General features: G+C 59.9%; 24 protein-coding genes and 1 pseudogene. 10 read left to right on the plus strand and 15 right to left on the minus strand.

Annotated features, from left to right (window positions below; all coding sequences use genetic code 11):
- Nucleotides 1–38 precede the first annotated feature (38 nt).
- From ACXPVS_RS03030 to ACXPVS_RS03040, 3 genes are all read left to right on the plus strand, one after another.
- Nucleotides 39–1,169 carry a PepSY-associated TM helix domain-containing protein gene (locus ACXPVS_RS03030; RefSeq protein WP_458508598.1) on the plus strand — a complete coding sequence of 377 codons (1,131 nt, stop codon included), beginning with the start codon at nt 39–41 and terminating at the stop codon, nt 1,167–1,169.
- Complete coding sequence (locus ACXPVS_RS03035; RefSeq protein WP_458508599.1) at nt 1,166–1,357, plus strand: hypothetical protein; 192 nt, start codon at nt 1,166–1,168, stop codon at nt 1,355–1,357. Before ACXPVS_RS03030 ends, ACXPVS_RS03035 begins: the two co-directional genes overlap by 4 nt.
- Nucleotides 1,358–1,430: 73 nt before the next feature.
- Entirely contained in the window at nt 1,431–2,060 is a 630-nt protein-coding gene (locus tag ACXPVS_RS03040) for a glutathione S-transferase (protein WP_458508600.1), read from the plus strand.
- Nucleotides 2,061–2,240: 180 nt separating this feature from the next.
- Here ACXPVS_RS03040 and creD read toward each other — a convergent pair whose 3' ends face one another.
- The 5 genes from creD to ACXPVS_RS03065 all read right to left on the minus strand — a co-directional run bounded on the left by creD (nt 2,241) and on the right by ACXPVS_RS03065 (nt 7,043).
- Entirely contained in the window at nt 2,241–3,611 is a 1,371-nt protein-coding gene (gene creD / locus ACXPVS_RS03045; RefSeq protein ID WP_458508601.1) for a cell envelope integrity protein CreD, read from the minus strand.
- Between the two features lie 88 nt (nt 3,612–3,699).
- The gene (gene creC / locus ACXPVS_RS03050; protein ID WP_458508602.1) at nt 3,700–5,118 is read right to left on the minus strand and encodes a two-component system sensor histidine kinase CreC; all 1,419 of its coding nucleotides are present in this window, start codon (nt 5,116–5,118) and stop codon (nt 3,700–3,702) included.
- Nucleotides 5,118–5,798, minus strand: coding sequence for a two-component system response regulator CreB (gene creB / locus ACXPVS_RS03055; RefSeq protein ID WP_458508603.1), 681 nt, complete (start codon nt 5,796–5,798; stop codon nt 5,118–5,120). The genes creC and creB overlap by 1 nt, the downstream gene beginning before the upstream one ends.
- 74 nt (nt 5,799–5,872) lie before the next feature.
- Nucleotides 5,873–6,379, minus strand: a complete 507-nt coding sequence (rloA2, locus tag ACXPVS_RS03060; RefSeq protein WP_458508604.1) for a retropepsin-like aspartic peptidase RloA2 — start codon at nt 6,377–6,379, stop codon at nt 5,873–5,875.
- A 109-nt stretch (nt 6,380–6,488) separates the two neighbouring features.
- Nucleotides 6,489–7,043 (minus strand): DUF2780 domain-containing protein, encoded by a 555-nt coding sequence (locus ACXPVS_RS03065; RefSeq protein ID WP_458508605.1) that lies wholly within the window; start codon nt 7,041–7,043, stop codon nt 6,489–6,491.
- A 216-nt stretch (nt 7,044–7,259) separates the two neighbouring features.
- Between ACXPVS_RS03065 and ACXPVS_RS03070 the strand changes: the two genes are divergently transcribed.
- The 4 genes from ACXPVS_RS03070 to ACXPVS_RS03085 all read left to right on the plus strand — a co-directional run bounded on the left by ACXPVS_RS03070 (nt 7,260) and on the right by ACXPVS_RS03085 (nt 9,700).
- The gene (locus ACXPVS_RS03070; RefSeq protein ID WP_458508606.1) at nt 7,260–7,850 is read left to right on the plus strand and encodes a fasciclin domain-containing protein; all 591 of its coding nucleotides are present in this window, start codon (nt 7,260–7,262) and stop codon (nt 7,848–7,850) included.
- A gap of 54 nt (nt 7,851–7,904) precedes the next feature.
- Nucleotides 7,905–8,540, plus strand: a complete 636-nt coding sequence (locus tag ACXPVS_RS03075) for a sigma-70 family RNA polymerase sigma factor (protein ID WP_458508607.1) — start codon at nt 7,905–7,907, stop codon at nt 8,538–8,540.
- Nucleotides 8,537–9,211 (plus strand): anti-sigma factor, encoded by a 675-nt coding sequence (locus ACXPVS_RS03080; protein ID WP_458508608.1) that lies wholly within the window; start codon nt 8,537–8,539, stop codon nt 9,209–9,211. Before ACXPVS_RS03075 ends, ACXPVS_RS03080 begins: the two co-directional genes overlap by 4 nt.
- 141 nt (nt 9,212–9,352) lie before the next feature.
- Complete coding sequence (locus ACXPVS_RS03085; RefSeq protein ID WP_458508609.1) at nt 9,353–9,700, plus strand: hypothetical protein; 348 nt, start codon at nt 9,353–9,355, stop codon at nt 9,698–9,700.
- 474 nt (nt 9,701–10,174) lie between these two features.
- On the opposite strand, the gene ACXPVS_RS03090 is transcribed toward ACXPVS_RS03085, so the two are convergent.
- From ACXPVS_RS03090 to ACXPVS_RS03130, 9 genes are all read right to left on the minus strand, one after another.
- Entirely contained in the window at nt 10,175–10,504 is a 330-nt protein-coding gene (locus ACXPVS_RS03090) for a hypothetical protein (protein ID WP_458508610.1), read from the minus strand.
- A gap of 220 nt (nt 10,505–10,724) precedes the next feature.
- Entirely contained in the window at nt 10,725–11,924 is a 1,200-nt protein-coding gene (gene fdhA, locus ACXPVS_RS03095; RefSeq protein WP_458508611.1) for a formaldehyde dehydrogenase, glutathione-independent, read from the minus strand.
- Between the two features lie 86 nt (nt 11,925–12,010).
- Nucleotides 12,011–12,868 carry a formyltetrahydrofolate deformylase gene (gene purU / locus ACXPVS_RS03100; RefSeq protein ID WP_458508612.1) on the minus strand — a complete coding sequence of 286 codons (858 nt, stop codon included), beginning with the start codon at nt 12,866–12,868 and terminating at the stop codon, nt 12,011–12,013.
- 99 nt (nt 12,869–12,967) lie between these two features.
- Nucleotides 12,968–13,600, minus strand: a complete 633-nt coding sequence (locus tag ACXPVS_RS03105; RefSeq protein WP_458508613.1) for a sarcosine oxidase subunit gamma — start codon at nt 13,598–13,600, stop codon at nt 12,968–12,970.
- 91 nt (nt 13,601–13,691) lie between these two features.
- Entirely contained in the window at nt 13,692–16,709 is a 3,018-nt protein-coding gene (locus tag ACXPVS_RS03110) for a sarcosine oxidase subunit alpha (RefSeq protein ID WP_458508614.1), read from the minus strand.
- Nucleotides 16,706–17,035 carry a sarcosine oxidase subunit delta gene (locus ACXPVS_RS03115; RefSeq protein ID WP_458508615.1) on the minus strand — a complete coding sequence of 110 codons (330 nt, stop codon included), beginning with the start codon at nt 17,033–17,035 and terminating at the stop codon, nt 16,706–16,708. Before ACXPVS_RS03115 ends, ACXPVS_RS03110 begins: the two co-directional genes overlap by 4 nt.
- Nucleotides 17,036–17,049: 14 nt before the next feature.
- Nucleotides 17,050–18,300 carry a sarcosine oxidase subunit beta family protein gene (locus tag ACXPVS_RS03120; RefSeq protein ID WP_458508616.1) on the minus strand — a complete coding sequence of 417 codons (1,251 nt, stop codon included), beginning with the start codon at nt 18,298–18,300 and terminating at the stop codon, nt 17,050–17,052.
- Between the two features lie 23 nt (nt 18,301–18,323).
- Complete coding sequence (gene glyA, locus ACXPVS_RS03125; RefSeq protein WP_458508617.1) at nt 18,324–19,577, minus strand: serine hydroxymethyltransferase; 1,254 nt, start codon at nt 19,575–19,577, stop codon at nt 18,324–18,326.
- Nucleotides 19,578–19,745: 168 nt separating this feature from the next.
- Complete coding sequence (locus ACXPVS_RS03130) at nt 19,746–20,477, minus strand: TraX family protein (RefSeq protein ID WP_458508618.1); 732 nt, start codon at nt 20,475–20,477, stop codon at nt 19,746–19,748.
- 133 nt (nt 20,478–20,610) lie between these two features.
- Between ACXPVS_RS03130 and ACXPVS_RS03135 the strand changes: the two genes are divergently transcribed.
- Together ACXPVS_RS03135 and ACXPVS_RS03140 are read left to right on the plus strand one after the other, a co-directional pair.
- Nucleotides 20,611–21,651, plus strand: a complete 1,041-nt coding sequence (locus ACXPVS_RS03135) for a threonine aldolase family protein (protein ID WP_458508619.1) — start codon at nt 20,611–20,613, stop codon at nt 21,649–21,651.
- Between the two features lie 49 nt (nt 21,652–21,700).
- A pseudogene (locus tag ACXPVS_RS03140) lies at nt 21,701–21,801 on the plus strand (hypothetical protein); the annotation flags it as partial.
- 71 nt (nt 21,802–21,872) lie between these two features.
- Here the strand turns inward: ACXPVS_RS03140 and gbcB are convergent.
- On the minus strand, nt 21,873–22,973 hold the full coding sequence (gene gbcB, locus ACXPVS_RS03145) for a glycine-betaine demethylase subunit GbcB (protein WP_458508620.1): 1,101 nt from the start codon (nt 22,971–22,973) through the stop codon (nt 21,873–21,875).
- A gap of 283 nt (nt 22,974–23,256) precedes the next feature.
- Here gbcB and gbcA point away from each other — a divergent pair, with 283 nt between their 5' ends.
- Nucleotides 23,257–24,552 (plus strand): glycine-betaine demethylase subunit GbcA, encoded by a 1,296-nt coding sequence (gbcA, locus tag ACXPVS_RS03150; protein ID WP_458508621.1) that lies wholly within the window; start codon nt 23,257–23,259, stop codon nt 24,550–24,552.
- Nucleotides 24,553–24,630 lie beyond the last annotated feature (78 nt).

Here is a 24,630-nt window from a genome sequence, read left to right on the forward strand (position 1 = left end):
CCGACATGGACGGCTTGGGTATTGCTGAAGGCTATGAAATGAAAAGCAAAACAATTCGCCGCTGGTCCTTCATCCACACCTGGACCAGCCTGATCTGCACCGTGTTCCTGCTGATGCTCGCGCTGACCGGCCTGCCATTGATCTTCCATCACGAGATCGACCACTTGCTGGGCGATGCCGCTGAATTGAAGGCAATGCCGGCGGACACCCCGCTGTTGAATTTGCAGCAGTTGGTGCAGGCGGCTGAACAGCATCGTCCCGGTGAGGTCATGCAGTATTTCGGCTTTGACGAAGAAGAGCCCAATGCCGCGATTACGATCATGGCGGCCACCGCTGGCACTGAACCGAATTCGTCTCACACCTTCATGCTCGACGCCCGCACCGGTGAAGCACTGGAGATGCCGTCGGCCAACGGCGGCTTCATGATGATCATGCTGCGCCTGCACGTGGACATGTTCGCCGGTCTGCCGGGCAAGTTGCTGCTGGCGTTCATGGGCCTTCTGTTCGTGGTGGCGATTGTCTCCGGGACGGTGCTGTACCTGCCGTTCATGCGCCGTTTGAAGTTCGCCACCGTGCGCCAGGACAAATCCACCCGCCTGCGCTGGCTCGACCTGCACAATTTGATCGGTGTGGTGACGCTGAGCTGGGCCTTGGTGGTCGGCGTCACCGGCGTCATCAGCGCCTGCGCCGACCTGCTGATCGCCGCCTGGCGCAACGATAGTCTGAGCGCGATGGTCGCGCCGTACCGCGACGCGCCACCCCTGACCCAACTGGCGCCCGCGACTCGTTTGCTCGACATCGCCAAGGAAGTCGCACCGGGCATGCAACCGGACTTCATCGCCTTCCCCGGCACCCGCTTCTCCAGCGAACACCATTACGCGGTGTTCATGAAAGGCAGCACTCACCTGACCTCGCACCTGCTGACACCGGTGCTGATCGACGCCAGCACCCTGCAAGTCACTGCCGTGGCCGAACGCCCGTGGTACATGGACGCCATGGGCATGTCTCAACCGTTGCACTTCGGTGATTACGGCGGCATGCCGATGAAGATCCTCTGGGCGGTGCTGGATGTGCTGACGATAATTGTGCTCGGCAGCGGCGTTTACCTGTGGGTAGTACGACGCAAAGCGGCGAAACCGCTGCCGGAAAAAGTGGAGCAAACGGCATGAAGCCGAGGCAGTCGAATTTCTGGAAAGTCTTCGCCACCCCGACGGTGATCGCGCTGCTGAGTGCCGCCGGGTTGTTTGCCGCACTGCTGGGGGATGGCGTTTGGGACGGTTTGAGTTGGCTCGGGTTGGGCATCCCCGCAATCCTCGCCTTGCGCGGCCTGCTGCAACGCCGCTCCCGCAGGGTTTAGGTATTGACGTCGATCTTGAGCTCCCGGATTAACGCGTTATGCTGCCCAGCACTGCCCATACCGAGACGCTGCCATGTCCGCCCCCAGCATGACCCTGTTCCACAACCCTTTGTCGCCCTTCGTTCGCAAAGTCATGGTGCTGCTGCACGAAACCGGTCAACAGGACCGCGTGGCGCTGCAAGATTGCGTGCTCACACCGGTCAGCCCGGACCTGACGCTCAACGAAGACAACCCGCTGGGTAAAATCCCGGCCCTGCGTCTGGCCGATGGCAACGTCATCCATGACAGCCGGGTGATCCTCGATTACCTCGACCACCAGCACGTCGGCAACCCACTGATACCGCGCGACGGTTCGGCCCGCTGGCGGCGCCTGACCCTGGCCTCGCTGGCCGACGGGATCATGGATGCCGCTGTGCTGATTCGTTATGAAGTCGCCCTGCGTGCCCCGGAAAAACACTGGCAAGCATGGCTCGATGGCCAGCGCGAGAAGATTCGTCGCGGCCTGGCACTGCTGGAAATGGACGCGATTGCCGAGCTGACCAGCCATTTCGATGTGGCGGCGATCAGTGTTGCTTGTGCGTTGGGTTACCTCGATTTGCGCCATCCGGATCTGGAATGGCGCACGACGAATCCGAAGCTGGCCAATTGGTACTTTGAGGTGAGTCAGCGGGCTTCGATGCTGGCAACGATGCCGAAGGGCTGATCTTTGCGTTGACCGTTCTGCCGTCATCGCGAACAAGCCTTGCGCCTACAGGCCCGCGCGGTCCGTAGGCGCAAGGTTTGCCCGCGATGGCACCCCCCCACTCCAACTGAAACAGCCCGACTATCAACGTCGCCAACACCTGCCCCTCCCGCTGGTCCTCGCGCAACCCCAACGACCGGCTCATTCCACCGCTCCGATATCAAACGCCAACGGCTTGGCCGACTTCTGCCCAACCCCATACCAGTCCAGCTTGCGGGTCAGCACCATGAACACGCCCAGCAACCCGAACAACAACAGCGAACCCATCAACAGCGCGTAATCCTCGGCACTCAGCAAGCCATAGAGCAAGCCATACAACGCCGCCAATCCTGCCGAAAAACTCAAGCCGTGACGCACGCTGCGCAGCACATGGCAGACATAAAAACCGATCAACAACACACAGCCGCTCGCCGACAACAAGTACGCCAGGGCAAAGCCGATGTGCTCGGACAGCGACAGCAACAACAGGTAGAAAAACGCCAGGGCCACGCCCACCAGCGCGTATTGCACCGGGTGTACCGCCAGGCTTTTCAGCACTTCGAAGAGGAAGAAACCGGCGAAGGTCAGGACGATAAACAGCAACGCATATTTGATGGCCCGATCAGTTTTCAGGTACTGATCCACCGGGTCGATGAAACTCACCCCGAAACTGCGGCCGGTGTAGGCTTCGCAACCGTCGCCGGACACGCAGCTGCTCAAGGCCTCTTGCAAATTGGTGGAGAAAAACGAGGTCTGCCAGTTGGCGGTGAAACCCTGATCGCTGACTTCACGTTGAGCCGGCAGGTAGTTGCCGATGAAACTCGGATGCGGCCAATTGGCGGCCAGCGATACGTTGCTGGTTTTGCCCACCGGAAGAATCTGCAACTGGCCAGTGCCTTGCAGTCGCAGGTCGAAACCGAAGGCCAGTTCCGTGGCTTGCTTGGCGTCGAGCGCCGGCAACGTCACATGCACACCCTCCCCCAACCAACCCACCTGGCTCCCGGGAACGAAGTCGAGTTTCAGACCATTGAGCTCGAGTTTCAGGGCGTTTTCGATGCCGCGAATGTCGCTGATCCCGACCGCCAAAAATGGCTGAGCGAACTGGTAATCGGCGAAATCCTCCTTGATACCCAATTGAGCCGGGACCGAAAAATGCCCGCTGATGCGGTTGTCCGCATGAAACAGTCGCGCCTCATAGATGCCCCGGGAACGCAGCTCGGTCTGAACCTGGCCGTCGAGTTCGAAGCGCTCCGGGAGGAAATACAAACGGCCGCGCTCTTCACCCACTTCCTGGTAACGCTGGTTGGTTTTTTCATTGAGCTTCCAGGTGCGTACCACTTTGCGATACGGCACCACCATCAGCGGCCCGCTCAGTTGCTGGCTGTAACTGGAACTGCGGGCGATGTCTTCGAGCACGCCGTCGCGCAGTTGCTGGCGGTCCTGGATCACGCCGTTGATCATCAGGAGCGGGATCAGCAACAACAAAATCAGAAGGGCAATTGCCCCGAGTTTTAGGGTCAGGCTGCGGTTCATGGGACTCTCCCTGTTTGGATGGGGCGAGTCTGAAAGGGGTGTGTGGGGGATTTATGGGAGAAATGTGGAGAGTGTGTGGAGACGGAGGTTAAGGCAGGTGCAACATGACCTCTACGCCGTCGTCGACATTACCGATGCTCACCGTTCCGCCATGCAACTTGACCACTTCTTCAACAAAATTAAGCCCCAACCCCGTGCTCTTGCGCCCGCTGTCCGGTCGCGGCAGTGAATAGAAGCGCTCGCTCAGCCGGGGCAACGCATAGCCGGGAATGGCCTCAGCCTGGTTGAACAACGTGAACTCAATTTGCGCCCCAATGCGCTCGGCGCTGAATCGCAGCAAGCCCTGAGCCGGGGTGAAATCCAAAGCGTTCTCCAGCAGATTGCCCAGTGCCTGACGCAACAGGAACGGTTCACCGGTCAGCACCAGATCCGTTGCAAGGGTGTGTTCCACGCGCAACTGCTTGCCTTGGATGCGCGCCGCCTGAGCGTTCAGCAATTCATCGACCAACTTCGCCAGCGGTACCGCCACCCGCTCCTCCAGCCCTTGGCGTTGCTCGACCAGGGCCAGATTCAACAGGCGCTCGATCAACTGCTGCATCCGCGCGCTTTCGCTGTCGATGTTGCGGACAAAACGCTGCTGCTGAGCCAGCGGCATCTCGCCTTGCAGCAACTCCGCCGCACCACGAATCGCCGCCAGCGGGCTTTTCAGTTCGTGGGTCAATGTGTGCACGTAACGCTCGACGTAGGCTTTGCCTTCGAGTTGCGTGCGCATCTGCTCCACCGCCGTCGCCAGTTGCTCCAATTCGCCGCCACGGTAGTGCGGAACCTCGACCCGTCGGCCTTCACTCACTGCCTGTGCATAAGCCGTCAATCGCCGCAGCGCCGCGCTCAACCACCAGGACAACAGCGCGCCAAAGAGCAAACCGAGGCCGATCAACCCGGCCCCCCAGACAAGCAATCGCCGTTCGGTGCGATCAACGTATGGCTGCAACGAGCTGTTGGGTTTGGCCACGGTAACCACGCCGATGATTTGGCCGTTGTCGCGAATCGGGGCGCCGACGTGCATCACTGAGGAGTTCGGATCGTTCGGATCGCTGCGGCTGGAACGAGCGCCGTATTCGCCTCGCAGGGTCAGTAAAACATCGTTCCAGCGCGAGTAATCCTGCCCCACTGCCGCACCGCTGGAGTCCAGCACCACGACGCCGTTGGCATCGGTGACGTAGATGCGGTGGTTGACCTGATTCTTCGGCAATCCCCAGATACTCGCCTTCGGTTGCCGTTCGCCATAAGCCTTGAGCAGCTCGGGCCAACGGTTCTGATTGAGGGTGCCGGCCTTGAAGTCGTCGCGCAGGATTTCGGCCATGAGATTGGCGGTGTCGACCAGCGTTTCTTCGGTGGACTGGCGCACGCCGGGACGGATTTCTTCCATCACGGTGTTCAGCACGAAGTAACCGGTCAGGCCGATAAACAGCACATAGACCAGAAAAATCCGAATGCCCAAAGGCATCAGCTACGCCCCGGACTGTAGCTGTAACCGAGACCGCGATGGGTCTGGATCGGTTCTGCGTCGGCTTTCACCTGGCGTAATTTGGCGCGCACGCTCTTGATGTGGCTGTCGATGCTGCGCTCGTAACCGGCATCGGTGGCGACGCCCAGCGCGTCGAGCAGTTGCTCGCGGCTGAAGACGCGTTCGGGTTGGTCCAGCAGGCATTGCAGCAGACGGAACTCATGGCGGGTCAGGCTCAAAAGCTGACCGCGGTAGCTGATCTGCACCCGCTCGCTGTCAATGCGAAACAGCGCCGATGACCCCTCGGCGCTCGCTCGCGGCGCCATGCGTTTGAGAATCGCCCGGACCCGCGCCGCCACTTCCCGTGGGCTGAACGGCTTGACCACGTAATCGTCGGCACCGATTTCCAGGCCCACGATACGATCGATTTCGGCATCGCGGGCGCTGAGGAAGATCACCGGCACCTCGCTGAAACGCCGCAATTGCTTGCAGGTCTCGAAGCCGCTGATGTCCGGCAGACCAATGTCGAGAATGATCAGGTCGGCCGGAGTCTGGCGCTGATGCTCAAGTGCAGCGGCGCCAAGGCTCAGCCATGTGGTGGTGAAGCCCTCGCCCTGCAAGGCGAAAATCAGGGTGTCGGCTATCGCCGCTTCGTCTTCGACAATCAGGATATGAGGCATGGCGTCCGAGCCCGGGAGTTAAGAGGGCGAACGGTGCCCCAAGGCTCACGTCACGTCAATGAGACCACTTGAAATCAGCAGTCGGGTTTGTCCGCCGTAAAGCGCCGTGCCGGGTTCACCGCCGCACCGAACTCACGCAAGGCTTTGGCGCCGATCAACAACGGGTAGTTGAAGCTGCTGCGGTCGGTGAGGTTGACCTCCACCGTGCGCTTGACGTTGCCCAGGCACAGTTCCAGATCAACCACCGGACGCTTGGTCGGCTCAATGGTTTCCTTGTCATCCTCATCTTCTTCGGCGCGGGTCTTGATCTTGCTGATCCGCGCGACCTTGTGTTCGTAGACCTTGTTGCTCGCGCCTTTGGTGGCGAGGCGGAAGCGTACCCACTCGTCGCCGTCGCGGGTAAAGGTTTCGATGTCTTTGGCCGACAGCGACGCGGTCAGGGCGCCGGTGTCCATCTTGGCCTTGAGGACTTCACCGCCGATTTCCGGCAGCGCGATGTATTCGTAGCGCCCGTACAGGGTCGGCTCAGCAGCCAGGACCGGCAAGGCCACGAGGGAAAGCAGCGCAAGGAGGGATTTCACGTAATGGGCTTCCTTGAGGAGTGGGCAGCGGAATTTTAGACCGTTGTGGTGTTGATCGTTTCCACAAGGTTAACGATCCCAAGGTGAAACATTCGTCGTCACCGCTGAATCAACTACCAGTCCCTGCGCCCCAGATTCCGCCCAGGTTTTCCAGCAATGAACCACCGACGCCCTGCTGACCGAGGTATTGCAGAAGCAACGGGGCAAACTGGCCGATCATGCCGCTGTCCATGCCCAACGCGCTGAACGCGTTGTTCAAGTCGTTGGCGTTCTTCACGTTGCCCAAGGCGTTGTCCAGACCTGCCGCTTTACCGGACGAACCGAGCAAACCGCTAAGGGCGCCCAGCTCACCACCGCCAGACAATTTGTCGATCCCCGGTACGCTTTTGGCCAACGCTGAATAGTCGGTCGAACTCAACTGATTCTTGGCCAGCCCAAGCATCGCCCCAGTGCCGCCAACGGCTTGTTGTGGTGTCACGTTCAATTGGCTGAGCGCACTCAGCAGGCCGGCCGTCTGCGAGGTCGGAGCGGCCGCGACGGCGGCGTCATCGCCCTTCATACCGGAGATGGCATTGGCCGCATCGTTCAGGCTGAACTGAGCAAAGACCGGGCTGGCCGCCAGACACATCAGCGAAGCCAGTGCAAAACCGCGTGAAATCTTCATCCAGACATCCTCATGGGCCATGAAAACCGCCCGGCAACGGGCGGCGAAAAACTGTGTGTTGGACTGGTAACCCGGGGGATTGTTCCCAGCCTTGGCGACCCGCCTGACGGACAGTCAAAAAAGAATTTACCGACACTGCATCCAGTCTGGTCCCTCCCACGTATATCAAGCACGGACAGACATTCCTGGCCGATTCCCTGCACGAGGATCATCACCATGACACGCACTTCGATCAAAACGCCGTTGATTGCCAGCCTGCTGACCCTGGCCCTTGGCGGTGGATTCGCCCTGAACACCGCGCAAGCGGCAGACACGAGCCATGCTGTCATCGTCGGCGGCCAGAGCATGATGCCGAGCAAGGACATCATCGATAACGCGGTGAACTCCGCCGACCACACCACCCTGGTCGCCGCCGTGAAAGCCGCAGGCCTGGTGGACACCCTCAAGGGCAAAGGCCCGTTCACCGTGTTCGCCCCGGTCAACTCGGCCTTCGCCGCCCTGCCGGCCGGCACTGTCGAGACCCTGCTCAAACCCGCCAACAAGGCGACCCTGACTCACATCCTCACCTACCACGTGGTCGCCGGAAAACTCGACATGATGACCCTGGCCGAGAAGATCAAGGCCGGTGGCGGCAAAGCCGAACTGACCACCGTCGCAGGCGGCAAGCTGTGGGCGATGATGAACGGCCCGCACAACATCACCATCAAGGATGAAAAAGGTGACGTCGCCGACATCACCACCTATGACGTGTACCAGTCCAACGGCGTGATTCAGGTCATCGACAAAGTGCTGATGCCCAAAAGCTGAAGGATGCCGCCGATCCTGCGCATCGGGGTCGGCGGTTTTTCGAGGTGGCCGCCCATGAATGGAACAACCGCACACCATGAACTAACCTCTGCCTGCAACCGACAGCTCACTCCCCCCACCTCGATTGCCTGGAGAACGGCCATTCCCATCGCCGACACCGATCAGCTCAGGCAGCTTCTGGCCCAATGTTCACTGGGCGACCGCCGCGCTTTCGAGACGCTTTACCGCCGCGTCGGCCCGCGGCTGCATGGCGTAGCGCTGCGTTTCATGGGGCGACCGGATCTGGCAGAAGAAGTGCTACAGGAAAGCTTCGTGCGCATTTGGAACAACGCCTCGCGCTATGAGGCGCATTTGTCGGCACCGCTGACCTGGATGATCAACATCACCCGTAACCAAGCCATCGACCAGTTGCGCAAACATCGCGAGCGGCCTTTAAGCGACCTTGAAGAACAGGCGCTGGTGGACGAGAGCCCATCGGCTCACGAACAACTCAGCAGTGCCCGTGAGGCCAACGCCTTGAACCGCTGCCTGGAAAGCCTCGAGGGCATGCAGCGTCAATCGATCACTGTGGCTTACTTTCAGGGGTTGTCCTGCGCTGAGCTTGCCGAACACCTGGCCGCGCCCTTGGGCTCGGTGAAATCCTGGATCCGCCGCGGTATGGAGCGACTGCGCAGGTGCCTTGAATCATGAACTATCAAACCCCAACCTTGCGCCGCGCGCTCGCCGCCGATTACGCCATTGGCTTGATGCCTTCGGCTGCTCGTCGGCGGTTTGAACAGTTGTTGCTGGAAGATGCGGCGCTTCGTGCCGAATTGGCGAAATGGCAGGAAAGCCTCGCGAGCCTGACCGAAGCGCTGCCGGAACAGCCGGTGCCGGACCGCGTGTGGAAAGGCATCACCGCGCGAATCGAACCGCAAGTGCTTCATCTGCCAGAGAAGCGTGGGTTCTGGAACAGGTTGCGGGTGACGGCTGCGGTTTGCTCGCTGGTGCTCGCCGTAACCTTGGGCGTGCTCTACAACCGCGACAGTGCGCGTTACAGCGCCACGTTACTGACCGCCGACGCACAACCTGCGCTGAAGGTTGAAGCGCATGAGCATTATCTGAAGGTCGAGCCGCTGACGTTGGCGGCGGTTGATCCGGGGCGAAGTCTGGAATTGTGGGCGATTCCGGCGGATGGCAAGCCAATTTCCCTGGGTGTGATTCCGGCTGACGGTAAGGGCCGTGTAGAGCTGAGCGATACGCAGAAGACGTTGATCGGTAAGCCGATTGCGCTGGCGGTCAGTCTTGAACCGAAGGGAGGTTCGCCGACAGGGCAACCGACTGGGCCGGTGTTGTATCAAGGGGCGTTGGCTGCCCTGTAAATGAGCCACTGACGATTTAACAGGAATTAAAAAATGCAAACCCATATCAAAATGATTTAAAAAACTGTCAGATTTGACAGTAGGCGACCCCTTCGAAAATCCTCACCCTGAGCGCTCAAACAACACAACGGAGTGTGATTCATGCGCAACACTATCGGGATGGCTTTTTTGATTTTTGGCGCCTTGGCAGGCAATGCTTATGCAGCAGGCACGGAGGTGTGCCCCAAAGTAAGCGACATCAGATCGTCGGCTTATACAAGCGACGACAAAAACATTCCTGCCCCTTTCAATGAGGGTTACAAATACACGGCGACCGCCAATGGCAAAACATGGGCGGGCGTCACGATGGGTACCGACGACGACTATCTGGCAAAGAAATACAACCTGACAGCCGAAAGCTTTGATGGCTCCATCTGCAGCTACGGTGGCACGAAGGTAGTAGAGAACGGCGAGACGACAGTACCTTACTTGAAGCTCAAGGCAAGCTAAGGCGAAATGGCTTGATTCAAATGAAAAACGGGCGACTCAAGAGTCGCCCTTTTTTATTTACGCCGCACTGAACAGTTTGTGCGGATCGATCACATCCTGGCCCCCTGGACCCGCCGCGGTATGGCACGGATTGAGCCACAAATGCTGCACATGCCGGAAAACGTCGGTTCTGGAGTTGGTTGCGAGTGACCGCTGCGGTTTGCTCGCTGGTGATCGCCGTGACGTGGGCGTGATTTATAACCGCGACAGCGCGCGTTACAACACCACACTGCTGACGATCGACGTTGAGGCGCAGGAACGTCCGGGTAGGCTTTCAGAGCGGGAAAGTGTCTGCAATTATGGCGGTACCAAAGTCCCCGAGCGGGGCTTCACTTCAGCCCCTTACTTGAAACCGGCCAGCAAGTAGTTGAATTGAAAGGCGACCTGAGGGCCGCCCTTTTACTTTGTTCCGCACGCGCCGAACACTTTCTGCAACTAACAACCGCCAACAGTTAACTTGCTATTACAGTTGGACAGTTTCCCTACATCACTCAATGGAACTGAAATGATATTTCTTGCTTTATCCGCCGAAACACGACGCCATCCAGCAGAGCCATCCGTGAAGGCGCCTGTTCCCATGCACTCCTGGTTCAGATTACACGTACCCTGTGGGGACTGAGTTGTCACTTCTTTACCCGAGCAAGTAGCGGCTGCTGAACTGTTCATGAATGCCCTCGCACATTCATCATCGGCAAACCCCTGAACACTGACCAAGAGCAGTAATATCGATGCGCTCGGCAACAGTACTTTCTTAACAATGTTCATTATCATCACTCCCTGAAATAAAAATCATTGGTTCAAGGCGAACCTTGCGGTTGACATAGCGCATGTCAACCGCAAGTCCATCGTAATAACAACCAAGCCCATTAACACCTGTCATATCTGACAGTTCATTAGAAAAAAATGTAATTACCATCACTCGCAAACCAACGATTCGACAAAAAAACGGCGACCCGAAGGTCGCCGTTTTGTTTTGCCTGAAGCCTTACGCCGCACTAAACAACTTGTGCGGATCAATCACAAACTTCTTCGGCACGCCTGCATCGAACTCGCCGTAACCGCGTGGCGCGTCATCCAGGCTGATGACTTCCACACCGACGATGTCAGCAATATGGATACGGTCCCACATGATCGCCTGCATCAGCTGGCGGTTGTACTTCATCACTGGCGTCTGGCCCGTGTGGAAGCTGTGGGATTTGGCCCAGCCCAGACCGAAGCGGATGCTCAGGCTGCCCATCTTCGCGGCGGCGTCGGCGGCTCCCGGATCTTCAGTCACGTACAAGCCTGGGATACCGATTTTGCCGGCAACCCGAACCACGCCCATCAGCGAGTTGAGCACGGTGGCCGGAGCCTCGTGTTTCACGCCGTCATGGCCGTGACCACGCGCTTCGAAGCCCACGGCGTCGACGGCACAATCCACTTCTGGCTCGCCCAGCAGTGCAGCGATTTGTTCGTGCAGCGGGGTGTCCAGGGACAGGTCGGCAATTTCGAACCCCTGAGCCTTGGCGTGCGCCAGGCGGACAGTGTTGACGTCACCGATGATCACCACCGCCGCGCCCAGCAGGCGGGCGGAAGCGGCCGCCGCCAGACCGACCGGGCCAGCACCCGCGATGTACACGGTGCTGCCTGGACCAACGCCCGCCGTCACTGCGCCGTGGTAACCGGTCGGCAGGATGTCGGAGAGGCAGGTCAGGTCGCGGATTTTTTCCATCGCACGATCGCGATCCGGAAGCTTCAGCAGGTTGAAGTCGGCGTACGGCACCAGCGCGTATTCAGCCTGACCACCGGTCCAGTCGCCCATGTCGACATAACCATAGGCACCGCCCGGACGCGCCGGGTTAACGCTCAGGCAAACACCGGTGTGCATTTCCTTGCAGGAACGGCAGCGTCCGCAAGCAACGTTGAACGGCACGGAGACCAGGTCGCCGATTTGCAGGTTTTCAACGTCGCGGCCTTTCTCGATCACTTCACCGGTGATCTCGTGACCCAGTACCAGGCCGGTTTGAGCGGTAGTACGGCCACGCACCATGTGCTGGTCGGAACCACAGATGTTGGTGGAGACCACGCGCAGGATGACAGCGTGTTCGATCTTCCTGCCGCGCGGGTCCTGCATTTTGGGATAGTCGATTTTCTGTACTTCGACCTGGCCATTGCCGAGATACACGACACCACGATTACCAGACATGCTTTCACCTCGCTGTTGTTTTTATGTAACGGTCGCGTCGCCATGGATCGGCGGCGCGTTGATTGCTCGGGCAGATCACTTGGCAGTTAAAGAACAACCGTTCTGTTCGCGTTCAAAAACACTCGTCTTTCAATGTGATAACCAACGGCCCGGGCCAACGTCAGCCCTTCGATATCCCGCCCTTTGGCGATCAGGTCTTCGGGGTAATGACTGTGGTCCACAGCCTCTACGCCCTGGGCGATGATCGGGCCTTCGTCCAGGTCGTTGTTGATGTAATGCGCCGTGGCGCCAACCAGTTTCACGCCCTTGTTGTAGGCCTGGTGATAGGGCTTGGCGCCCTTGAAACCCGGCAGCAGGGAGTGATGGATGTTGATCGCCTTGCCGTCGAGTTTGCGGCACAGCTCGGGCGACAGGACTTGCATGTAACGGGCAAGGATCACCAGCTCGGCGCCGGACTCTTCAATCACCTGCCAGACCTGACGTTCCTGGGACGGTTTGTCGTTTGGGTCCAGCGGGAAGTGGTAGTACGGAATCTGGTGCCAGTCCGCCAACGGCTTGAGGTCCGGGTGGTTGGAGACCACGGCGGCCACGTCCATCGACAATTGGCCGATGCGCTGGCGATAGAGCAAATCGTTGAGGCAGTGATCGGCCTTGGAAACCATGATCACCACTTTCGGGCGGTAGTTCGGCACCGTGAGTTCGAAGATCATGCCGAAGGCTTGGCCGCGTTCCTCGAGCTCTGCGCGAAAGGCTTGTTCGTCGAAGCCGACAGGCTGGCGGAATTCCACACGAATGAAGAAACGGCCCGAAAGCCGATCATCGAAGGAATGGTGCTCGGTGACGTAGCAGCCCTGCTCGAACAGAAAGCGGGTCACCGCGTCCACGGTGCCGAGAACGCTTGGGCAGTCGGCGGTCAGAATCCATGTGTCTGGGGCGCGGCTCATAGTGCGGTGACTCCTGTTCGAAAGTAGCAGCAACGCCGCTTTGTATAACCGCTGCCGAAGGCTGCGTTTGGCAGCGGCTACAGGGACCTCAGTGGCTCATCAAGCCTGAACGCTCAGGCCGTATTCGGCGGCAGCATCCTGCAACCACAACCACCAGTAATCCGAGAAGCTGCGACGAATCAGCAGTTCCCAGGTGTCTTCGCCGGTATGGCGGATCACCAGTTGCGACTTGGCAAACACGGTACCCACCGCCTTGCCCACCGGAAAACTGTTGGGGTGCACGTCGTAGCTGGTGGACTTCATCAACACCTGGCGCACGTTCGGGCCGCTCAGTTCAAGGAGCTGCTGGCCGCCGCTGACGTTGGTGATCGCGATGTGCAGGTCGCCCAGCGCTTCACGCAGTTTTTGCTCGGCGGCGAATTCTTCACCGGTCGGCACGATCAGCAGCCATTCATCCGGCCCCATCCATTGCAGGCTGGTTTCGCCTTTGACGACGACGGTCAGCGCGCCCGGCAGTTCGATACCGAGGGCTTTGTGCACACCGGCAGCGAACGCGGCATCGTGGCCATCACCACGAATGGTCAGGTGGCCGAGGAGTTTTTTCTCACGCACGATCACGCCGGCGCTTTTGCGACCCTTGCCCACCAGGCTTGGCAGGTCGGCGTGATGCAGCGACGACTCGGCCTTGGCCCCAGTGGTTGGGCGTTGTTGGTAAACATTGGCTGCGGTCATAAAGCACCTGTCCTGAATTCTTTTTGTACTCCCTGTGGAAGCAGCGTTGCCGCCATCGCGAGCAAGCACGCTCCCACAGGGAATCACTGTGTCAGACGTTCTGGCGATCACCCTTTGGATCGAAGAACACCGAAGAAACGATTTCCGCCTCGATCACGCTGCCATCGGCCAGCGGTGCGAACACGCGCTCACCGATACGCTTCAAGCCGCCCTTGACCACACCCATGGCAAACGAATAGCCGAGGGAGTTGTGCAAGTAGCTGGAGGTCACGTGACCGACCATCGTCATCGGAATCGCTTGCTTGGTGTTGAACACCAGTTGCGCCCCTTCCGGCAGCCATTTGGTCGGATCGATCGGCTTCAGGCCGACCAACTGTTTGCGCTGATCACGCACGCAGTCTTCGCGGTTCATGCCACGCTGGCCGATCCATGAGAAAGGTTTAGTGCGACCAACACACCAACCCATGTTCAGGTCGTCCGGGGTCATCGAGCTGTCGGTGTCCTGGCCGACGATGATGAAGCCCTTCTCGGCCCGCAGCACGTGCATGGTCTCGGTGCCGTACGGGGTCAGGTTGTATTGCTTGCCAGCCTCGACGATTTTCTCGAGCACGCCCATGGCGTAGTCGGCCTGAACGTTGACTTCGTACGACAGTTCACCGGTAAACGAAATCCGGAACACCCGCGCCGGAACACCGCCGACCAGACCTTCTTTCCAGGTCATGAACGGGAAGGCTTCGTTGCTCAGGTCGATGTCGGTGACTTCGCTGAGCAGCTTGCGGCTGTTCGGCCCGGACAGGGTCATGGTTGCCCAGTGATCCGTCACGGAAGTGAAGTACACCTTCAGGTCTGGCCATTCGGTCTGGGAGTAGATTTCCAGCCATTGCAGCACGCGTGCAGCGCCACCGGTGGTGGTGGTCATCACGAAGTGGTTGTCGGCGAGGCAGGCGGTGACGCCGTCGTCGAAGACCATTCCGTCTTCTTTGCACATCAGGCCGTAGCGGGCCTTGCCCACGTCGAGCTTGGTCCAGGCGTTGGTGTAGATGCGGTTGAGGAACTCACGCGCGTCCGGGCCCTGGATGTCGATTTTGCCCAGCGTCGAAGCGTCCAGCAGGCCGACGCTGTCGCGCACGGCTTTGCATTCGCGTTTCACGGCAGCGTGCAGGTCTTCACCGTTTTTCGGGAAGTACCACGGACGCTTCCATTGACCGACGTCTTCGAACTCCGCGCCGTTCTTCACGTGCCAGTGATGCAGCGCTGTGAAACGCACAGGCTCAAAGATGTGCCCACAGTGACGACCGGCTATGGCGCCGAAGGTGACCGGCGTGTAGTTCGGACGGAACATGGTGGTGCCCATCTGCGGGATGGTCACGTTCAGCGAACGGGCGGCGATGGCCAGACCGTTGACGTTGCCGAGCTTGCCCTGGTCAGTGCCGAAGCCCAGTGCGGTGTAGCGTTTGACGTGCTCGACCGACTCGAAGCCTTCGCGGGTCGCCAGTTCGATGGCGGCCGCAGTGACGTCGTTTTGCAGGTCGACGAATTGCTTCGGCGCACGTGCGGTGCTCTTTTCGTGTGGCACCTGGAACAGCGCCAGTGTTGGCTCTTCCAGACGGCTCAGGGCTTTGGGCAAGGTGCCCTCGACCACGCTGAAACCGGCTTCGCTGGCTGCGCGACCGCCACCTTCAAAACCATCGGCCAGGGAATCGCCGAGACCGTAGACGCCGTTGATGCCACCGACACACACGCGCTTCTGCGGTGCTTCGCCCGGTACGAAACCGAGGATGTCTTCACGCCAGATCGGCTTGCCACCCAAGTGCGAGGCCAGGTGAACCACCGGGCTGTAACCGCCGGAGCTGGCAACCAGGTCGCATTCAAGCCACTCACCTGGGCTGGTCACGGTGTGTGCTTTGACATCGATCGCGGCAACGCGAACGGCGGTTACGTGCTTGCTGCCACGCGCCTCGATCACGGCGCTGCCTGTCAGGATGCGGATGCCTTTGGCGCGTGCTTCTTCAACCAGCGCACCGCGCGGATTGCTGCGAACATCGGCGATAGCGACGACTTGCAGACTGGCGTCGAGCCAATCCAGAGCAACGCGGTAGGCGTGATCGTTGTTGGTCGACAGCACCAGTTTTTTGCCCGGAGCCACGCCGTAACGACGCACGTAAGTCGACACAGCACCGGCGAGCATGTTGCCCGGCACGTCGTTGTTGCCGTAAACCAGTGGACGCTCATGAGCACCGGTCGCCAACACCACACGCGTGGCGCGAACACGGTGAATGCGCTGACGGACCTGGCCAATCGGTGCGCGGTCGCCGAGGTGATCGGTCAAGCGCTCGTGAATGGTCAGGAAGTTATGGTCGTGGTAGCCGTTGACGGTGGCGCGCGGCAACAGCAGCACGTCCGGGGTGTCTTTAAGCTCGGCGATCACGCTGGCGATCCACTCGGCCGCTGGTTTGCCGTCGAGGCTTTCGCGGGAATCGAGCAGGCTGCCGCCGAACTCTTCCTGTTCATCGGCGAGGATCACACGGGCACCGCTGCGGGCGGCCGCCAATGCAGCGGCCAGGCCAGCAGGGCCACCGCCGACGATCAGCACGTCGCAGTGCTGGTTCATGTAGTCATAGGTGTCCGGATCGTTCTCGGTCGGCGAGCGGCCAAGACCAGCGGCTTTACGAATGTACTTCTCGTAAGTCATCCAGAACGATTGCGGGTACATGAAGGTTTTGTAGTAGAAGCCCGGCGGCATCAGCTTGCCGCCGACCTTGCCGAGAATCCCCATCATGTCGTTGTTCACGCTCGGCCAACCGTTGGTGCTGGTAGCGACCAGGCCTTGATACAGCGCTTGTTGCGTGGCGCGCACGTTCGGAATCTGCGTGGCTTCGGTCGCACCGATCTGCAGCACCGCGTTCGGCTCTTCGGCACCGGCGGCGAAGATGCCGCGCGGACGGGAATACTTGAAGCTGCGACCGATGATATCCACACCGTTGGCCAGCAGGGCCGCGGCCAGGGAATCGCCCTCAAAGCCTTTGTAGGTCTGGCCGTTGAAGGTGAAGCTCAGCACTTTGTTGCGGTCGATCCGTCCGCCGTTGGACAGGCGATTGATCTGGCTCATACCTTCTCTCCCAGAGCCGTCGTGGCCGCTTTCGGGCTATCGGTCTTGTCGGTGAACTGCGGCTTGGCGCCGATCTTGTAGGTTTCGAGAATCTCGTAGGTCACGGTGTCACGGGTGGCATTGAAGTACTGACGGCAACCGGCGACGTGATCCCACAGTTCGTGGTGCAGACCACGAGGGTTATCGCGGAAGAACATGTAGTCGCCCCACTCCTCGTCGGTGCAGTTGGTCGGATCCAGTGGACGCGGGATGTGCGCCTGGCCGGATGCGTGGAATTCCTCTTCGGAGCGCAGCTCAAAGCAGTGAGGACAGAAGATATGCAACATGGGGATTTCTCCTGTTAGTGGGCAACCGCAGCAGCGCCGTGTTCATCGATCAACGCACCGTTGTGGAAACGGTCGATGGAGAAAGGTGCAGCCAACGGGTGCATTTCACCCTTGGCCAGACTCGCGGCAAATACGTTGCCCGAGCCAGGTGTTGCCTTGAACCCACCGGTGCCCCAACCGCAGTTGAAGAACATGTTCGGTACCGGGGTTTTCGAGATGATCGGGCATGCGTCCGGCGTGGTGTCGACGATGCCGCCCCACTGACGGTTCATGCGCACGCGCGACAATACCGGGAACATTTCGACAATGGCCTGAACGGTGTGCTCGATTACCGGGTAAGAACCACGCTGGCCGTAGCCGTTGTAGCCGTCGATGCCGGCGCCGATCACCAGGTCGCCCTTGTCGGACTGGCTGATGTAACCGTGTACGGCGTTGGACATGATCACGCTGTCGATAATCGGCTTGATCGGCTCGGACACCAGCGCTTGCAGCGGGTGGGATTCGATCGGCAGACGGAAACCGGCGAGTTTGGCCATGTGCCCGGAGTTACCGGCGGTCACCACACCGACGCGTTTGGCGCCGATGAAGCCTTTGTTGGTTTCAACGCCGATGCACACGCCGTTTTCCTTGCGGAAACCGATCACTTCGGTTTGTTGAATCAGGTCCACGCCCAAGGCGTCGGCGGCACGGGCAAAGCCCCAGGCCACGGCATCGTGACGGGCCACGCCGCCACGGCGCTGGACGGTAGCGCCCAGCACCGGGTAGCGGGTGTTCTTCGAGCAGTCGAGGTACGGAATCTCGTCGGCCACTTGTTTGGCATCGAGCAGTTCGCCGTCCACGCCGTTGAGGCGGTTGGCGCTGACCCGACGCTCGGAATCACGGATGTCCTGCAGGGTGTGGCACAGGTTGTAGACGCCACGCTGGGAGAACATCACGTTGTAGTTCAGGTCCTGGGACAGGCCTTCCCACAACTTCATCGCGTGTTCGTACAGGTGCGCCGACTCGTCCCACAGGTAGTTGGAGCGAACGATGGTGGTGTTGCGCGCGGTGTTACCGCCGCCCAGCCAGCCTTTCTCGACCACGGCCACGTTGGTGATGCCGTGCTCTTTGGCCAGGGAGTAGGCGGTCGCCAGACCATGCCCGCCACCGCCGACGATGACCACGTCATAGACCTTTTTAGGGGTCGGCGTGCGCCACATTTTCTGCCAGTTTTCGTGATGGCTGAGGGAGTGCTTGAAGAGGCCGAAGCCCGAGTAGCGTTGCATAGTCATTTACTCCAAAACCGCGCTCAGCGATAAACCGGGAAGTCCGCGCACAGTGCCGAAACTTGCTGCGCAACATTGGCCTCGACATCGGCGTCGCCGAGGTTGTCGAGGATGTCGCAGATCCAGCCGGCCAACTCAACGCACTGGGTAACCTTGAAGCCGCGCGTGGTCACCGCCGGGGTGCCGATACGCAGGCCCGAGGTCACGAACGGCGACTGTGGATCGTTCGGGACAGCGTTCTTGTTCACGGTGATGTGGGCGCGACCGAGTGCTGCATCCGCCTCTTTGCCGGTGAGGCCCTGACGGATCAGGCTGACCAGGAACAGGTGGTTATCGGTACCGCCGGACACTACATCGTAGCCGCGTTTGATAAATACGCTGGCCATGGCCTGAGCATTGTCGATCACTTGTTGCTGGTAAGCCTTGAAACCTGGCTCCAGCGCTTCCTTGAAGCACACTGCTTTACCCGCGATGACGTGCATCAGCGGGCCGCCTTGACCGCCGGGGAACACGGCCGCGTTGAGTTTCTTTTCCAGCGCTTCGTTGGCCTTGGCCAGGATCAGACCGCCACGTGGACCGCGCAGGGTTTTGTGAGTGGTGGTGGTGACCACATCAGCGTACGGCAGCGGGTTCGGGTACAGGCCAGCAGCGACCAGACCGGCTACGTGAGCCATGTCGACAAACAGGTAAGCGCCGACTTTGTCAGCAATCTGACGGAAGCGCGGGAAGTCCAGGGTCTTGGAGTAAGCGGAGAACCCGGCGATGATCATTTTTGGCTGGTGCTCGACCGCCATACGTTCGACTTCGTCGTAATCGATCAGGCCGGTGTCGGTGTCGATGCCGTACTGCACAGCGTTATAGAGCTTGCCGGAGAAACTGACTTTGGCGCCGTGGGTCAAGTGACCGCCGTGAGCCAGGCTCATGCCCAGCACGGTGTCGCCGGCCTGCAGCAACGCAAGGAATACCGCGGCGTTGGCCTGGCTGCCGGAGTGCGGCTGCACGTTGGCGTAGTCGGCGCCGAACAGTTGCTTGGCGCGGTCGATGGCCAGCGCTTCAACTTTATCGACGTGCTCACAGCCACCGTAGTAGCGCTTGCCCGGATAACCTTCGGCGTATTTGTTGGTCAGGCCACTGCCTTGCGCTTCCATGACGCGTTTGCTGGTGTAGTTCTCTGACGCGATCAGCTCGATGTGATCTTCCTGGCGTTGCTCCTCGGCATTCATCGCCGCCAGCAGTGCATCGTCGTAACCCTGGATCTGGTCTTGCTTGCTGAACATCGCGTCTCTCCCAGCGGCGGCGGTGCGCCATTCGTCTCGGTAAGGCACGTACCTTTCGGCCGTGCCCTTTGAATGCGATGGTATGACCGGCGCAGACAGGCCAAATGCCTACGGACGCCACGCAAAGGTGCGTTTACGACATGGGCAGGCGCACAGGGATAAATCGACTCAACCGAACACCCGCGCCAACCCTTCGCGCAACCCCAGCAATAGCAGGAAATGCCCGGGATAGAGCATATACGCCCAGCGGCGCATCGGGGGTGGCGGCTTAAGCTGACCGGCGTGGCGCAGCAAAAGCAGGCCGGCCAGGGGCGCGATCAGACAAGCGGCGATACCGAGGATGGCTTCACTGTTGTGAAACCGCGCGGAGGAATACAGCACTGCCCACTGATTGGCTGCCAGACAGACCAATCCCGGCAACAGGCTGAAGTGCCAGGGCCGCCCGATCACCAGCAACATCGCCAGCGGCAACAACACCCCGAAGAAGCCGAACATCAGGCGCTCCGCGAACAGCGCCGCCAGCAGCAAGGCGCCTGCTGCTAATAGCCGCGCTTGCAGGGTTCGGCCCTGCCAGCCACGGACCACCAGCAATCCCAGCACCAACGTGGGCAGCACGTTCAAGGTGTCGGGATCAGGCATGTACATCCGGTAGGGAACTTCGCTGATGGCGCTAAACAGCAGCAACCACCCCAGATAACGCCACTGGCCGTCCGTCGTCACCGCGCGGGCCCGCGCCAGGTTTGCAGCCATCGCCAGACAGAACCACGGGAACGCCAACCGCCCCGGCACATACAGCAGATCGACGGAATAACCGACATATCGCAGGTGATCGAACACCATACTCAACAGCGCCAGCCACTTGAGCAGATCCAGCGCCCCATCCCTTTGCCTCATGTGCATAATTGCCCGTCGTCTTTGTATTTTTCTGACAGCATCATCGCGTGTGCTCCCCTGACGATCTTGGGTAAAGTGCGCACCCTCATTGACCACGGAACTCTTCACCATAAGAGCCCCCCGAACACGGAAGCCGGCCATGACCGATAAGAGCCAACAATTCGCCAGCGACAACTATTCCGGTATCTGCCCTGAAGCCTGGGCCGCCATGGAACAGGCCAACCACGGCCACCAACGCGCCTATGGCGACGACGAATGGACCGCACGCGCGTCCGACGATTTCCGCAAACTGTTCGAAACCGACTGCGAAGTATTCTTCGCCTTCAACGGCACCGCCGCCAACTCCCTGGCCCTGTCGTCGCTGTGCCAGAGTTACCACAGCGTGATCTGCTCGGAAACCGCCCACGTCGAAACCGACGAATGCGGCGCACCGGAATTCTTTTCCAACGGCTCCAAGTTACTCGTCGCCCGCACTGAAAACGGCAAGCTGACCCCGGAATCGATCCGCGAAATAGCGCTCAAGCGCCAGGACATCCACTACCCCAAACCGCGCGTCGTGACCCTGACCCAGGCCACCGAGGTCGGCAGCGTCTACACCCCGGAAGAAATCCGCGCCATCAGCGCCACGTGCAAAGAACTGGGCCTGAACCTGCACATGGATGGCGCACGTTTCTCCAACGCCTGCGCTTTCCTTGGCTGCTCGCCGGCCGACCTGACCTGGAAGGCCGGCGTCGACGTGTTGTGCTTCGGCGGCACGAAAAACGGCATGGCGGTGGGGGAAGCGATTCTGTTCTTCAACCACACACTGGCCGAAGACTTCGACTACCGCTGCAAGCAGGCCGGGCAACTGGCCTCAAAAATGCGTTTCCTGTCGGCGCCGTGGGTCGGGATTCTGGAAAACGACGCTTGGCTCAAATACGCCCGCCACGCCAACCACTGCGCGCAGCTGTTGGTTGAGCTGGTGAGCGACATTCCAGGCGTGGAACTGATGTTCCCGGTGCAGGCCAACGGCGTGTTCCTGCAACTCTCGGAACCGGCCATCGCCGCACTGACGGCCAAGGGCTGGCGCTTCTACACCTTCATTGGCAACGGCGGCGCACGCTTCATGTGCTCGTGGGACACCGAAGAAGAACGCGTACGGGAATTGGCGGCGGATATTCGCGAAGTCATGTCCCGCTAATTCCCAGATCAGTCTGCAGCGACACACGCCCGATACAACAGGGACTCCAATCGCGCCGCAACGCTTGGGCGCCAGCCGCGGGATCGGCCGTGAGATCGCGCGGCGCGTGATGGGGCCAACATTGTGATTGCAGCTAAAAGCTGCCGACCCGCTGATGCCGGACCTGTTTGCCGACTGACTGGAAGATGCCCATCCCGATCTCGGGATGGGCACGATGTTGCTTAAAACTCGATGCGCACATCGCCCTTCGGCACGCTGCAGCACGAAAGAATAAACCCTTCCGCTTCGTCTTCCTCGGTGATCCCGCCGTTGTGGTCCATTTCGACCTCACCACCCAGCTTCATTACCTTGCACGTCCCACAGATCCCCATCCCGCACGCCTTCGGAATCAACAGGCCAAGCTTGGCCGCTGCCGCGTGTACGGTCTCGCCCGGCGCCACACGAATGCTCTTGCCCGACGCGGTGAATTCCACCTGGTGCAGGTCCGCAACATCAATGTCCGGGGCGTCGGCGGCGATTTCGGCTTGTTCCACTGCATCGGCCCGGGCTTCCGGTGGCGTCGCGCCGAAGGACTCCTCGTGATAACGGCTCATGTCGAAGCCGACCGCTTCTAGCATGCGCTTGACCGCATTCATGTACGGCGTCGGTCCGCAGCAGAACACTTCGCGCTCCATGAAGTCCGGCGCCATCAGTTCGAGCATTTTGTGGTTCAGGTAACCGCGGTAACCGGCCCACGGCTCGCCCAGACCATGCTTCTCGCAGATCAGGTGCAGACTGAAGTTGTCGATCCGCGATGCCATGTGCTCCAGTTCGCGGTGGTAAATGATGTCTTTTGGCGAACGGGCGCTGTGGATAAACACCATGTCGACGTTGGCGTTAGTGTCGTAGAACCAACGCGCCATCGACATGACCGGGGTGATACCGACGCCGCCGCTGAGGTACAGCACTTTCAGCGCGGTGAAATCCATGGCATTGAACAACCCGACCGGCCCGTGCACCGCCAGCTCCTGGCCTTCGCTCAGGGTGTCGTGGAGCCAGTTGGAGACCTTGCCACCCGGAACGCGCTTAATGGTTACCGAAAAGCTGTATGGCACCGACGGTGAGCTGGAAATGGTGTAGGAGCGCATGATCGGCACGCCTTCGATTTCCAGCTCCAGGGTGACAAACTGCCCCGGCTTGAAAAAGAACAGGATCGGCTGATCAGCCATAAAGCAGAAGGTGCGCACATCCCAGGTTTCCTGGATGACTTTGACGCAACGGACGGTGTGTCGACCATTGGCCCAGGTCTGGGTGGTTACCGGATTCAGGAAGCTGTTGGACATGCTGTTCTCCACCGCCGATGGTCGGCCTTATGTTGGCGATTCTGCGTATAGCGCGAGTCTCGCATTTACCTATCTGCGACATTCACATACTTATCGCGACCAGCCCCCAACGACCAGCGGTGGCGCGTCGGGAACAGATTGGGCCATGTCGCCCATGGATAAGGTTCTGAGCAGCGCCGGCCCCACACTCGCTCCTTACAACGACAGATTCTTTACACCTTGCGTAGCAAACCGTATCAGCCACTTTCGCCGGCCACACAGAATGGCCATGAGGATCAAATCGATGGACGTCACCGCAAAAATCAGCCTGGGCGATCCGCTGGAACCCGCACGCAAGGCTACTGCGCAGATGCTGCAAGAGCGCGAGCGCACTTTCTCACTGCCGCAGCCGTTTTACTCTGACGAGCGGCTGTTTGATATCGATATGCAGGAGATCTTCCAGAAAGAATGGTTGATCGCCGGCATGACCTGCGAAATCCCGACCAAGGGCAACTACCTGACCCTGCAAGTCGGCAAGAACCCGATCATCGTGATTCGCGGCGCCGAAGGCGTGATACATGCGTTCCACAACGTCTGCCGTCACCGTGGTTCGCGGCTGTGCACCAGTGAAAAAGGCAAGGTCGCCAAACTGGTCTGCCACTACCACCAGTGGACGTACGAACTGGACGGCCGTCTGCTGTTCGCCGGTAGCGAAATGGGCGACGACTTCGACATGAAGCAGTACGGCCTCAAACCGGTAAACGTGAAGTCCGCGGGCGGCTACATCTTCATCAGCCTGTCGGAGAACCCGCCAGCCATTGATGACTTCCTGTCGACGCTGGACCATTACATGGAACCGTACGACATGGCGAACACCAAGGTGGCGATCCAGACCACCTTGTTCGAAAAAGCCAACTGGAAACTGGTGCTGGAAAACAACCGCGAGTGCTACCACTGCAACGCGGCGCACCCGGAACTGCTGAAAAGCCTGCTGGAATGGGACGATGTCACCGACCCACGAGCCGACCAGGCCTTCAAGGACCACGTTGCGGCCTCCGCCGCCGCCTGGGATGCCGAGAAGATTCCTTACGCCCACGCCAGCTTCGGCCTGCGCAACCGCATCGTGCGCATGCCGCTGCTCAAAGGCACCGTGTCGATGACCCTGGACGGCAAACAAGGCTGCGCCAAACTCATGGGCCGGATCAAAAACCCGGAACTGGGCTCGATGCGCATCCTGCACCTGCCGCACTCCTGGAACCACTGCATGGGCGACCACATCATCGTGTTCACCGTGTGGCCGATCAGCGCGCAGGAAACCATGGTCACCACCAAGTGGATCGTCCACAAGGACGCGGTCGAAGGCGTGGACTACGACGTGGAGCGCATGCGCCAGGTCTGGGATGCGACCAACGACCAGGACCGTCGCCTGGCCGAAGAGAACCAGCGCGGCATCAACTCCACGGCTTACCAGCCAGGGCCTTACTCCCAGACCTATGAGTTTGGCGTGGTGAACTTCGTGGACTGGTACAGCGAGCGTTTGCTGAACAATCTGGGGGCGGAACCTGCGCCTTACCTCAAAGGGGTTCCGGTTCAAGGCTGACCGATCCGCTACGACAAAAAACCGCGAACACGTTTCGCGGTTTTTTATTGCTCACATTTCGATCAATCGCTTTAGAGC

The sequence above is a fragment of the Pseudomonas sp. Ma2-10 genome (assembly GCF_054330215.1).